We start from the raw sequence: 12508 nt of genomic DNA on the forward strand, positions 1-12508 counted from the left end.
TCCTAGCGGCCCGGCCGGTCGTCCGTTGCGGCTCTCTGAAGCAGCGGGTCGTCGAAGACTCCCTGCGCTGGGGACAGTTCTTGTGGGAAATGGTGCCACTCTTGGTGTGCTGGATGGTCTACATATGTAGGCTTCGGCCATGAACCGCAAGGCGGCTAACAGCAACGAGGGGGCCGGCCGTGACCTGCTGGAGTCCGGACTGGCCCTGCTGCGGAACGATTTACCTGCCAGCACTTCCGTAGAGATCGTTAAGTCGCTTGCGGGCGGTTACACCGATGCCCGGGTGATGCTGTGCGACATTGGCCATGAGGCGGGGCGCGGCTCTGACGGTGTCCCACGTGGCCAGCACATCTTGAAGGTGGGGTTCTCCACCGGCCGACTTCAGGCCACAGCCCACAGCGCCTTCACCACGGGCCTTGGCGAGTTTGGGCAGACCCGGGTTCCGCAGCTGGTTCAGTCGCTCCAGGGCCCCGGCATCAGCGTCGACATCTACGACATCGCAGGATTCAGCCTCAACCGGTTGCGCTCGGCCGACCATGTCGATGCAGAAGATCGCGAGGAGATCCTTGCCCGGGCATCTCGGGAGCTACTGAGTGCTCAACTTGCCGTCGCGGGCCCGCCGAACTACCAGGGCACCGTGGGCACAGTGCTGCGCGAATGGCTCGGAGGCGACTTCCCTGACAACCAGCGCGGCTCCCGCGTTCGTGAGGTCTTCGACCAACTTCATGGGACGGGTCGCGTCTTTCGTCACGAGGGCGAACTTCTGCCGGATCCGCTTGTCCTACTGGACCTCGACCTCGGCTTGTCCGGCCGTGACTTGGCGTGCTTCCGCGGACCGGCCCACGGTGATCTCCACTTGCGCAACGTCCTGGTCCGGGGCTCCCGCCTAACCCGGGACCTCACCTACTGGCTGATCGACGTCAACTGGGACACACCCACACCGCTCCTGTACGACCATGCGTACCTGGAGCTGTCCGCGCTGCTGTTCGGACTGGGCGCGTCCACGAGCGGCCGGGTGCTGCCCCTGCTCGCCCGGCTTGACGAAGAGGGCCTGACGGTCCCTGTCGAACTGGACTTCAACGACTCCGGGCTCGTCAACCTACTCCGTCGAATCCGCCGTGAGACTGAGAGCGTGCTGACCGCGCGCGAGCAGAAGCGGGTGGACGTCTGGCGGCAGCAGATGCTCATGGCCCGGATCGCTGCGGGCCTCAACTGGGCTGCCAAGCCTCTCGACGACATGTCCCAGCGTCGCGCCGCTCTAGCCAGCGCGGGTTGGGCAGCCCGCCTTCTCCTGCGCGAGCGTCACCCGGAGGTGTGGGTCAACATCGCAAAGGAGGAGCGGGCTGGAGCCGTCGGCCTGGCCACCAGCGCAAGTGCCACCCCGGTCACTGCGCAGGAAGCCCTGCGTCGCTGGAGGCCGTTTCGGCAGACACACGGGGCCATGGACCTCTATCTCGTCGCCGACGGCGTGGCCGCCACACGCGAACTGGCCGCGCTCGCGCACTGCGGCTGGGCGACGGTGATCGATCTCGATCCAGACAGCGACAGCAACGGCCTGTCCCGTGTCGTCGTTCCGGAGCTCGCGGAACGACGACACGTCAGTGTCTTCGGCAGCAACCGCGTACCGGTCCCGCCGGATAACGCCACGAACTGGCTGATGGCGAACGGCTGGACTACGCACGACGAGCCGACCGCAGACTCCGACGACCAGTGGCGGCGGCGGGGTTACCTGCAGCGCGTGCGGCAGTTGGTCGACGAGACACACGCTGGTACCCCGCATCAGTCCGCAGCCGTCCTGGTCCTGCGCTCCGGGCGGCGTGACCGGGAGATCGGGCGTGTGATCGACTACATCGACGAGAAGTACGACGGCCTCGCCGAGCGTCTCGATCTGGCGCAGGCCCCCGCCATCAACGGGATCGACATCGAAGCGTTCCTCACCGTGGTCGCCGAGTCATTGCCACCAGACGGGAGTGCCTCGACACCTTCATTGCCCGGAATCAACGGGCGACGCTGGACGCTCAACTGGTCAGATCTGCACCGGCTCTCGGTCGACTTGGAGGTACTGCACTCCGAGATCCTTTCCGACAGAGAGTCCGCCCAACAGCTGACGGATGAGTTCTGGCGTGGTCGACCGCCGTCCTGGCAGGAACTGGAAGTACCGGTCGACGTCTCACGAGACGCCTACCCCGGCCTGTGGAAGGAAATCAACCAGCGTCTCAGTGACCACCAGCTAGCCATCGTCCACCTCGACCATTCACCGGGAGCTGGCGGCACGACACTGTCTCGTCGCGTGGCTTGGGACTTGCACCGCACCTATCCGACCGTGCTTCTGCGCAACTACTCGGAGACCACGGCAGATCGCATCGACGAGATCTATCAGGAGACTGGACATCCCGCACTCGTGGTTGCGGAGTCGGCAATACTTCCAGACTACGACCTCGACGAACTGGTCCATTCCCTGGCACAGCGGAACACCCGCGCCGTGCTGCTGTGGGTGAATCGGACGAATGTGGGCGACAGCGGCAACGGGCACAAGCTGCTCGACCCGCTGCAGGGCCCGGAACGGGAACGTTTCCTTAAGACATTCAAGGAGCGCGCGGAAACCGATCGGGCGCGCCGGCTCCTGGATGGCTTGGCCGAGGGAGCCACCGATGTTGTGGCCGCACAGAAGCTCTCGCCGTTCTTCTTCGGCTTGTGTGTGTACGAGGATCAGTTCGAAGGCATCGCTTCGTATGTGCACAACCATTTCGCTGGGCTGACCCGGGAGCAAAGGGAGCTCGCCCGTCATCTGGCGCTGCTCACCCGATACGGGCAGGAACTCGGCCTACCGATCGTCATGGTCGAGGCATGGCTGGGGCGCGAGCGGCCGGTCTACTCACCTCTGACCGACGCTGAGCTCAGCGAACTCCTCGGCCCAGACCTGCGCCACCTGGTGGTTACGGAGCGAGGTGCGCTGAGGCTGCTGCACCCTCTCATCGCGGAGCGCGTCCTGATGGGCGAAGTTGATGGAGAGCGTTACAGCCTCGGCAACATCTCAGTGGACTTCATCAGGAAGACGACAGCGCTGCTCGGTCCCGAGAACAGGACGACGAAGCACCTGCTGAACGAGCTGTTCATCCGGCGCACCAACTCGTCCACGGACGGTAGGTCGGACAACTTCTCGGAACTGATTGAGGCCATGTCCGTGGAGGCCGGCGCGGAGGTATTCGAGGTACTCACCACCCAGTGCCCGAACAACGCGCACTTCTGGAACCATCGGGGCCGATACGACATTTACAAGGTCAAGGCAGACTTCGGCCGAGCCGAGAGCTTTGTACTCAAGGCTGTGGAGAAGTCCCATGGCCGAGACGCCACCCATCTGCACACTCTGGGGATGGTTCGCAGGTTCTGGATCGAGAACAAGCTCAACCAGCTGCTCCGGGACGGCGAACGCCACACGCCGGAAGAGCTGCTCGCGTCCGTCGAGCCGCTGTTCGACCGAGCGATGGAAGCCTTCACCGACGCCGGTAAGTACAAGAACACGGACTACACGTGGTCCACCCCCATCCAGCTGATCGCGACCGTTGTGGAACGCCTCAGGCAAGCCTCGGGCGAGGAGAGCCTCGCAGAGTTCATGGAGGGCGATGACCCCACGGCCGTATGGGTGACCGAGCAGATCGGGCGGGCCGAGGAGCTGCTAGACAATCTCCGCAACATCAATGCCGAAGGCAAGTACTATCGACGGCTCGATCAACGGCTGACCGTGCTCTACGGAGACGTCGAACGGCTGGTCGAGCAGTGGCAGGAGCTGCGCCGTCGCGGCGACAACCCCGACGTAGACCTGACCATCGCCCGGACCCTGTACGCGAAGGCCGGGCGGGACTGGTCGCAGCTGACCGAGGAGCAAGCGCGGACCATTGCTGAGATGGCGGAAGGGCCGGTTAATAGTGGCCAGGCCACCGACGCCGACCTGCGGTTGTGGTTCCAGTCCTACCGTAGGCTCCCCGAATACTCCGAGACTCACGCCCTTGAGCGGCTCGCGTGGTTCGCCTCCGAGCACAACAGCCTCGACGCGAACTACTATCTCTATATCCTGCACTTCCTCATCTGGCGGCGGGGTGACGCGCAGGACGAGGAGCGTGTCCGCTACTACCTGGAGGAATGCAAGCGTCTGAGCCGTCAGCATCGAAGGCAGTGGAGCTTTGAGTGGCTCGGTGGCAGCGCACGCCCGCATCCGCTGGTGCACTTCAGCGAAATGGGCCGGCAGCGCCACGGGCCTTCGGGCTTCTGGAGTCACCCGCAGGAGCTGGTACGCGTCAGCGGGATCATCGAGGAGATCAAGAGTCCTCAATCTGGACGACTGAGGATCACTGGAGGTCAGTTGTCGGCCTTCTTCACTCCCCGAAATCGGTTCCGGCAGACCAGTGGCGTCAATGAGTCCGTCGAGTTCTACCTCGGTTTCAGCTACGAGGGACTCCGAGCCTGGGAACCTACGCTTCCCGGAGAGACGCCTGACGCGCTGATCAACGCGGAGCCACCCAAGGTATCCGCGCCCTTGGCCACGTCGAGTGCGGTCACCCAGTCAGCCCTCGCCCCTGCGGATGCAGCGTCGATGCCTAATCCGGAACCTGAACCGCAGCCGGATGAGTCAGAGTCTGTGCCCATGGTGCCTGCCGGTCCCGGTCCCTATCGGGTCGATCCGGCGGTGCTGCGTTCGCTCGCTGCCCGTCAGCGCGGCCCCGGAGGGGCTGAGGACTTCCAGCGAGCCATTCACGATCTCCTGAAGCAAGCCCGCGGGGAGGAACGCCGCCTGACCTCGTTGGAGTTGGGCAAAGCGTTGCAGACCCTGTTCGGGATGGATGCCTACAACAAGTTCCGCAGGGAAAAGGGGAGAGGAAAGCTGAAGCTCGCCGTCGAGACCCTTGGCTTCAGGACCCTGCCGACCCCGCAAGGATTCGACGTCGACCTTCCCTAGACCCGCGCTTTCAAAGGGTGGGTGCACGCGCCCCGTAGGGAGTGTTGCCGCAGGTCAGGCTGCGATAGGTGAACGAGGCTTGACTGAGGTCACGAGCGTACCCAAACGCATACTCTGTGTGACCGTCGCTGCCGCTGTCAGCGTCGGGATCGCGCCGAACCACGGACCGTCCCGGAAGGTACGCCAGGACAGGTGGTCGTACGTGTACGCGGCGTGGAAGCCGAGCTCTTCGGCCCGCCGCCAGGTCTTCTGTCCTTCGGCCCACCGGTGGATGGGGAGGATCACCGTGCTCAGACGCATGGCTCCGACGATACGCGGCCTCTGTTGCCACGGATACGTCGGCGGAGCAGATCGGGAACCGTGCCGATGTCGCGATGGAGGTCGCTACCGTGGCGTCATGGGCACGCTGGACAAGGCCGGGCTTGAGGCCATGGTCGAAGAGGCGACGGTGGACGCCTACGGCGAGGACGAGCAGCGGACCGGTCTGCTCACCATGCTTGAGCAGTACCTCGATCTGCCCTTCACCACCACGGTTCTCGGCGTCGAGGTGACGGTCCGCGGTGTCGACCTCACGCCGGACGGCAGGATCGTGGGGAACTGACTTGTACTGAAGGGTTGAACGTGGCTGAGGCCGTACAGAGCGCGCATCAGGGCTCCGGCGAACCGTCGTTGACCGATCTCATCGAGCGCGGTGCCGAGCTGAAAGAGAATCTGGTCGCCTTCGCTCAGGGCGCGCGGTTCGAACGGTGGTTGACGCCCCTCCTGCTGGAGGCCGCTGGGTCTACACGGCAACTGGACGAGGGTGAGGCGATCCGGATCACCGATCACTTCATCCTGCGGTACCGCCTGCCGGATGGTTCGACCGTCGTGGACCGGTTCGTCGCCGGCCGGAAGGACTTGCCCCCGTCCGACCGGGAGATGCTGCTCGGCTGGCGTGACCCGGTCGAGGGCATCTTCGAGATCCAGCGCAAGGACGGCGATGCCGTCGTCCTGCTGAACCTGGTCGACGACCTGGAGTACCGCGCGTACTCGAACGTCGGCCGGGCGGCGTTCCGTGGAGTGTCCAAGGGGGGATTCCTTCACACCTGCCTGGTACCCGTCCACCCGGCCGACGGGGCGTGGCTGGTATCCGGGGCGATGACGAGCTACCCCAGGTCCAGCGCCACCGACATCGCCCAAGCCGCTCTGCGACTGGCCACGCACCACCCCGAACTGGTCTTCCGCAATGCCGAGAAGATCGAGCAGGGCTGGCAGCGGATGCGGGAGGACCGGGCCGCGTTCATCGAGTTCTGCGGCGGCGACGAACTGGTCCTTCCGCCTGCGGAGGCCGAGGACCTCCTCAACGCCTACTACCGCCACCGCCAGCAGGCCGCCGTCGCCGCACCGCCCGGCCGTGCCCGACGCAGGCGGCTCCCCGGCCCGGGCCTGCCCTCCTTCGAGCTACCGGCAGAACTGGCGGGTTCGGACACCGTCGGCGTCATCTACGACCAGATCGACGGGCTCAACTTCTACGCCGACTACGGGATGCTGCGGGACCTCTTCGCCGATCCGGCCCTCGCGGGCCGCAGACAGCACCAGGACCTGCTGCGCACGTACCTGCGCGAGGAGTCGATCACACCACTGCCGATCCGCCGCCTGGCCGCCGCTCATCCGGAGACAGCGGACGGCGTGTTCCGGAAGCTGCTGAGGAAGCCCGGATTCACCTGGAGCGAGCATGGCGACGCGCTGCTGCGCCGGCGCAAGCCCTGGTACTACGAAAGCGATCCGCGCCCTGGGGTGTCAGTGATAGGCGACCGGCTGTGCGAGTTGCTCGGTGCGGGACGGCGCTGAGCTCGTAGGCGAAGAAGCCCGACGGAGGGCGCGCATACCGAAGTATGCTTGCCCCATGGCTGATACGACCCGCATCACGGTCACTCTGCCCACCGAGCAGGTGGCGGAGCTGAAAAGGCTCACGGACAACGTCTCCGGCTACGTGGCGGAGGCGGTCGCCCGCCAGATCAGGCACCAGCTGCTCGGTGAGGAGCTGCGCCGCTACGAGGAGGAGCACGGCGCGTTCACGGACGAGGAGCTGGCCGCGGCCCAGGCCAGAATCTTCGGCACGGCCGGGCACGAGGAGTCGGCGAGCGCCGCGTGAACCACCGCATCGAGACCGTCGTTCTGGACTCCCAAGGGCTGTCCGCCTGGATCTCGCAGGACCGGGAGGTGCTCGCGATGATCCGGTCCTTCCATTCGATGGCTGCCGATCTGGTGGTCTGTTCCAACACCATCGTGGAAGTCATGCACGCCCGGGTGAACACCGCCCGGCTGAACTGGGCGCTCTCCCAGGTCAAGGTGGAAGCGGTGACCGAGCAGGCGGCCAGAGCCGCCGCCGGGCTGCTGAAGGAGGCCGGCCTACACGGCCACAAGCACGCGATCGATGCCACCGTCGCCGAGCTGGCGCTTCGCCAGCCGGGCCCGGTGGCCATGCTCACGTCGGACGTCGACGGCATGGCCAAGCTGTGCGGCAGTCACGTCCGACTCATCGCGCTCTGATCCGCTTCGGTCGGGACCAAGCCGCCCGGCCTACGTCTTCCCAGGTCAGGCCGCGACGGGCGAACGAGGCTTGACTGACGTGACGAGGGTTCCCCGGCGCATACGCCGGGTCGCCGTAGCCGCCGCCGTGAGCGTGGGGACCGCGCCGAACCACGGCCCGTCCCGGAAGGAGCGCCAGGGGGACGAGGCCCGGCATCGGCCGCACCGGTCCACGGACAGAGCGGCGGCGTGTGCGCTGCCGGCAGGTGGTGTCCGTCCGTCTCCTCGTGTTCAGCGCAGGACGGTGACGGGTGCCGCTCTGCCTCCGTCCGCGCGGACCAAGGCGTACCCACCGGGTCCGAGGAGCCACAGGTCGGCGGGGGATCCGGTGCGGGTGTCCCGTGTCGCGATCTCGTGGGTCCGCAGACCGGTACCGGGGGAGACGGCCGTCAGCTCGCCGCCGCCGATCGTCCAGACCTCTTCCCCGTGGCGGACCACCGCTTCGATCTCGTCGTCGGTGTCGACGCTCCAGAGCCGGGTGCCGTCAGTCAGGGAGAACCCGGATATCCGGCCCTGCGAGGTCTGGTATCCCGGCTTGTTGCCGCTGGACACCCACCGCCGGTCGCCGGGGCGCACCTCTGCGGCCACCAAGGTGTCGCCGACGACGGCCGCCGAGCGGACCGGGCGGGCCTTCAGCACGGAAAGGTAGGCGCTGGAGGGTCCGGGCAGGATCCGGATCTCCCCCGTGGGGCCGTCCGTCGGCAGCGTGGTGCGGATGTCGCCCCGCTCGTCGTAGCGGAGCACTGCGCGGGTGCCTCGGAGGTCGCCCTCGTGCACCCAGAGGGTCGGGGGGTCGGCTGCCAGGACCGTCAGGAACCGCGGGGTGCCGACGGCGGGTACGCGGCCGCGGCCGAGTCGCCGGCCGTCGTGTCCCGCGTACGTGGCCAGCGCGGGCGCGGTGCGCGTACCGCACTGGTCGACGGTCACCACGGTGCGGTCGTCGCCGTCGGCGAGGAAGGGGGTGCAGCCCTTCTCGCTCGCGGCGCGCCAGCGGTCCTTCCCGTCGGACAGCCGGACGGCCCGCCACCCCCGGGCCTCGGGCAGGACCGCGGTCGTACCGGTGACCGCGATCAGGTCGGGGGCCTGGTCCTCCGAGAGCCGGTCCACCGGCGCCATGGAGGAGCGCCAGATCTCCCGCCCCGTGCCCAGGTCCAGGGCGGTCGCGGCCGTGCAGGACGTGCCGTCCGTGGTGTGGCCGAGGACTCCGATGCCCTCTGCCGTCCGACGGCTCAGGGTGCAGATCGTCTCCCGGCCGGGAGGGCTCCAGTTCCAGGCGGTGCTCCCGCCGTCGACCCGGAAGGCGGTCGCCCGGTCCGCCCGCACCCGGACGACGACGCCGGCGTCGTGCCAGCTGCCCACGGCCGGCACGCCGGCCTGGGTGTCGTGCGGGGCCGACCACACCGGCCGTACGTACTCTCCCGTCGAGGAGACGGCCGACGCGGCGGCCAGGGCGGCTGCCACGAGAGCGCCGGTCCAGGCCCAGAGCCGGTCCGCCCGCACGGAGCGGAGCAACGGCCACCAGGTGATCCACAGACCGAGGGCGCCTCCGATGGTGTACAGCGCCTCGCTGCTGCCGTCACCGAGGTCCAGCAACCACAGCACGCCCCCGGTCAGAAGCGCTCCTGCCGCCGCCCCGCCGGGCAGGGCTATGACGGCCGCGACCGGTCCGGCCACCGGCCAGGGGGGTACCGCACCCGAAGGACGGACGACAGCGCGGGTGCGTGCCATGGATTCACCTCCTGCCCTAGGTCGACCAGCGGACGAACAGCGGGCGGACGGGTTCTCCGCCGGTCGGCATGATCCGCCCGCGGGCAAGGGGCCGGGCAGGGCTGTTCACGGCCATGAAAGCCGTCCCTGACTGCCCGCGCTCGGCAATCCCGGTCCTTGAAGGAGCACGGCACGACCGACGCCCCGCCCCCGCCCCCGCTTACGCATTCCCTCGCTCTGCCCGCCCCGTCCGGGCCGCCGCGACGCTCCGGTCCAGGGCCTCCGTCCCGCTCGCGCGCTACGCCGTCACCGCCTTCGCCCGGCTCCACCGGCCCGGCATCCGCGCCCCCGGCGCCACCGTCACCACCGCCGCCGTCCGGCGCCACCGTCACCACCGCCGCCGTCCGGCGCCACCATCGCCCTCGCCGCCGTCCGACTCCCGGTCGCCCGCTTCGGCGGCCTGCTGCGGCTGATCGCGGCCGGTTTCCTGCTGCCTCGCCAGCGCTCCGACCCGCGCGCGTCCACGCCCGCACCGGCGCCGCCCCCCACGAGAACCACTCAAATGTGCAGTGACCCGCACGCCCGTGCGGTCGGTGCGGAACAATGAGGAGGTGACCTCTCCCCGACCATCGACCCGGACCGCCGACACGCTTGTCAGCGCTCCCCCCGGCCGCCCCGCCGCCCGGCTCATCGCCACCGATCTCGACGGCACCCTCCTGCGCGACGACAAGTCCGTCTCCGAGCGCACCGTCGCCGCTCTCGCGGCGGCCGAGCGCGCGGGCATCGAGGTCTTCTTCGTCACCGGCCGCCCGGCCCGCTGGATGGACGTGGTCAGCGCCCACGTCCACGGCCACGGCCTGGCCATCTGCGCCAACGGCGCCGCCGTCGTGGACCTGCACGCGGGCGGCGTCTTCCTGGAGGTCCGGCCGCTGGCCCGGTCCGTCGCCCTCGACGTCGTACGGGCCCTGCGGGCCGCCGCCCCCGGCACCAGCTTCGCCGTCGAGCTGACCACCGGCATCCACTACGAGCCGCACTACCCGCCCTTCCACCTCGACCCCGGCGCCACCGTCGCCACCGCCGAGAAACTGCTGTACGAGGAGGCGCCGGGCGCCGCCGCACCCGTCCTCAAACTGCTCGCCCAGCACCCCGGGCTCGACCCCGACGCCTTCCTGGCCACCGCCCGGCAGGCCGCGGGCGACCTCGCCGCCTTCACCCGCTCCAGCCCCACCGCGCTCGTCGAGATCAGCGCCCTCGGCGTCTCCAAGGCGTCGACGCTCGCCCTCTGCTGCGCCCAGCGGGGCATCTCGGCGGACGAGGTCGTGGCCTTCGGCGACATGCCGAACGACATCGAGATGCTGAGCTGGGCCGGCCGCTCGTACGCCATGGGCAACGCCCACTCCGAGGTGATCGCCGCCGCCTCGGGCCGTACGGTCGGCAACAACGAGGACGGCGTCGCCGTCGTCATCGAAGAACTCGTCGCCGAAGCCCTGGAGGCCCGGAAGGACAAGGTCTAGAGCGGCCGGTCCAGAGCGGCCGGTCCGGAGCGGCGGTCAGAGCGGCGCCTCCCACACCACCGCCGTACCGCCGCCGTCCTCGCCGATCCCCGGCCCGCACCAGCTCGCGCCGCCGAGCGACTCGGCACGGCGGGCGAGGTTGCGCAGGCCGCTGCGCCGGCCGCCCTCCGGGAGGCCGACGCCGTCGTCCGCGACCGTGAGCCGCACCCCGGGCGAACCGTCCGGCAGGGTCGCGGTCGCGTCGACGACGACCTCGATCCTGCCCGCCCCGGCGTGCCGGAAGGCGTTGGACAGCGCCTCGCGGAGCGCGGCGATCAGGTTCTTGCCGGTCAGCTCGCCGACGGTGGTGTCGATCGCGCCGAGGAAGCGGTGCGCGGGCTTGAAGCCCAGCGGCACCGCCGCCATGTTGATCTCCCGCAGAACCCGGGTGCGCAGCCCCGACGGGGCCTCCGTGGGGCCCTGCTGGAGCGCGAAGATCGCCGTACGGATCTCCTGGATGGTCACGTCCAGCTCGTCCACGGCCTTGCCGACGCCCTCGTGGACAGCGGGCACGACCGCCTTCCGCTGGGCGCTCTCCAGCATCATCCCGGTGGCGAAGAGCCGCTGGATGACGAGGTCGTGCAGGTCGCGGGCGATCCGGTCGCGGTCCTCGAAGACCGCGAGCCGCTCCCGGTCGCGCTGCGCCTCGGCCATCATCAGCGCGAGCGCGGCCTGCGAGGCGAACTGGGTGGCGAGGGTCCGCTCGGCCTCCGTGAAGGGGCGGGCGTCCCGGGCGCGGGGCATCGCGAGCGCGCCCAGGACCCGGCCGCCGCTCTGCAGCGGCAGCAGCATGATCGGCCCGTAGACGGAGGTCAGCCGGCTGATCATGCGCGGATCGGCGGAGGCGTCCGGGGAGAAGACCGCCTCGCCGTCCAGGAGCAGCTCCACGACCGGGCTCTCCGGCGGGAGCACCACGCCGAGGGCCTTGGTGGGGCGGGCCGAGGAGACCGCGACGATCTCCAGACCGCCCTCCTCGGCCGGCAGCAGCACGATCCCGGCGTCCGCGTCGGCGAGCCTGCGGGCCTGCTCGGCGACGACGGTGAGGGCGTCGTCGGCGTCGCCGCCGGAGAGCAGGGCGGTGGTGACGGCGACCGAGCCGTCGATCCACCGCTCGCGCCGGCACGCCGCCTCGTAGAGCCGGGCGTTGCCGATGGCGATGCCGGCCTCGGTGGCGAGGACCCGGACCATGTGCTCGTCGTGGTCGTCGAACTCCTCGCCGCCCCGCTTCTCCGCGAGGTAGAGGTTGCCGAAGATCTCGCCCTGGACACGGATGGGGACGCCGAGGAAGGTCCGCATCTCCGGATGGCCCGGCGGGAAGCCGCCGGAGCGCGGGTCGGTGGTGAGGTCGGCGAGCCGGATCGTCCGCGGCTCGCGGACGATCGCGCCGAGCAGCCCGGCGTGCCCGTCGGGCCGGTGCCCGATGCGCCGGGCCATGTCCTCGCCGACGCCGTACGTGACGAAGTCGGAGAGGCCCTCGCCGGCCTCGTCGACGACCCCGATGGCCGCGTAGCGGGCGCCGGAGAGCTCCGCGGCGGTCTCGCAGATCCGGTCGAGGGTGGTGTGGAGTTCGAGGCCGCTGCCCACCGACCGCATGGCTTCGAGCAGCTGCGGCACCCGGGCGGTCAGCTCCGTGGACAGCCCCTGGAGGCTCCGGGTGGCCTCCGTGGCGGTCACCAGGGGGTCGTCCGGCGAGGCGGGCGTGGCGGCGGCGGTCATGGACCGA

General features: G+C 69.2%; 9 protein-coding genes and 1 pseudogene. 6 read left to right on the top strand and 4 right to left on the bottom strand.

Going from position 1 to position 12508, the window contains the following annotated elements; genetic code table 11:
- Positions 1-139: 139 nt before the first annotated feature.
- Positions 140-4954, top strand: a complete 4815-nt coding sequence (locus QK442_RS17935) for a hypothetical protein (protein WP_282694963.1) — start codon at positions 140-142, stop codon at positions 4952-4954.
- A gap of 54 nt (positions 4955-5008) precedes the next feature.
- On the opposite strand, the gene QK442_RS17940 is transcribed toward QK442_RS17935, so the two are convergent.
- Positions 5009-5254, bottom strand: a complete 246-nt coding sequence (locus QK442_RS17940) for an LLM class flavin-dependent oxidoreductase (protein ID WP_282694964.1) — start codon at positions 5252-5254, stop codon at positions 5009-5011.
- Positions 5255-5351: 97 nt separating this feature from the next.
- Here QK442_RS17940 and QK442_RS17945 point away from each other — a divergent pair, with 97 nt between their 5' ends.
- The 4 genes from QK442_RS17945 to QK442_RS17960 are packed head-to-tail and all read left to right on the top strand — an operon-like array spanning position 5352 to position 7486.
- Positions 5352-5555 (top strand): calcium-binding protein, encoded by a 204-nt coding sequence (locus tag QK442_RS17945; RefSeq protein WP_282694965.1) that lies wholly within the window; start codon positions 5352-5354, stop codon positions 5553-5555.
- A 20-nt stretch (positions 5556-5575) separates the two neighbouring features.
- On the top strand, positions 5576-6784 hold the full coding sequence (locus QK442_RS17950; RefSeq protein ID WP_282694966.1) for a hypothetical protein: 1209 nt from the start codon (positions 5576-5578) through the stop codon (positions 6782-6784).
- A 55-nt stretch (positions 6785-6839) separates the two neighbouring features.
- Positions 6840-7088, top strand: a complete 249-nt coding sequence (locus tag QK442_RS17955) for a hypothetical protein (protein WP_282694967.1) — start codon at positions 6840-6842, stop codon at positions 7086-7088.
- Positions 7085-7486 carry a DNA-binding protein gene (locus tag QK442_RS17960; RefSeq protein ID WP_282694968.1) on the top strand — a complete coding sequence of 134 codons (402 nt, stop codon included), beginning with the start codon at positions 7085-7087 and terminating at the stop codon, positions 7484-7486. The genes QK442_RS17955 and QK442_RS17960 overlap by 4 nt, the downstream gene beginning before the upstream one ends.
- Positions 7487-7561: 75 nt before the next feature.
- On the opposite strand, the pseudogene QK442_RS17965 reads toward QK442_RS17960, so the two are convergent.
- Together QK442_RS17965 and QK442_RS17970 are read right to left on the bottom strand one after the other, a co-directional pair.
- Positions 7562-7663: pseudogene (locus QK442_RS17965) on the bottom strand (LLM class flavin-dependent oxidoreductase); the annotation flags it as partial.
- A gap of 93 nt (positions 7664-7756) precedes the next feature.
- Complete coding sequence (locus tag QK442_RS17970; protein ID WP_282694969.1) at positions 7757-9253, bottom strand: hypothetical protein; 1497 nt, start codon at positions 9251-9253, stop codon at positions 7757-7759.
- Positions 9254-9921: 668 nt separating this feature from the next.
- On the opposite strand from QK442_RS17970, the gene QK442_RS17975 reads away from it, so the two are divergent.
- The gene (locus tag QK442_RS17975; RefSeq protein WP_282695071.1) at positions 9922-10746 is read left to right on the top strand and encodes an HAD hydrolase family protein; all 825 of its coding nucleotides are present in this window, start codon (positions 9922-9924) and stop codon (positions 10744-10746) included.
- Between the two features lie 36 nt (positions 10747-10782).
- Here the strand turns inward: QK442_RS17975 and QK442_RS17980 are convergent, their stop codons facing one another.
- Complete coding sequence (locus QK442_RS17980; RefSeq protein ID WP_282694970.1) at positions 10783-12501, bottom strand: GAF domain-containing protein; 1719 nt, start codon at positions 12499-12501, stop codon at positions 10783-10785.
- Positions 12502-12508: the final 7 nt, after the last annotated feature.

Source organism: Streptomyces sp. CC208A (assembly GCF_030010625.1).
Taxonomy (GTDB): domain Bacteria; phylum Actinomycetota; class Actinomycetes; order Streptomycetales; family Streptomycetaceae; genus Streptomyces.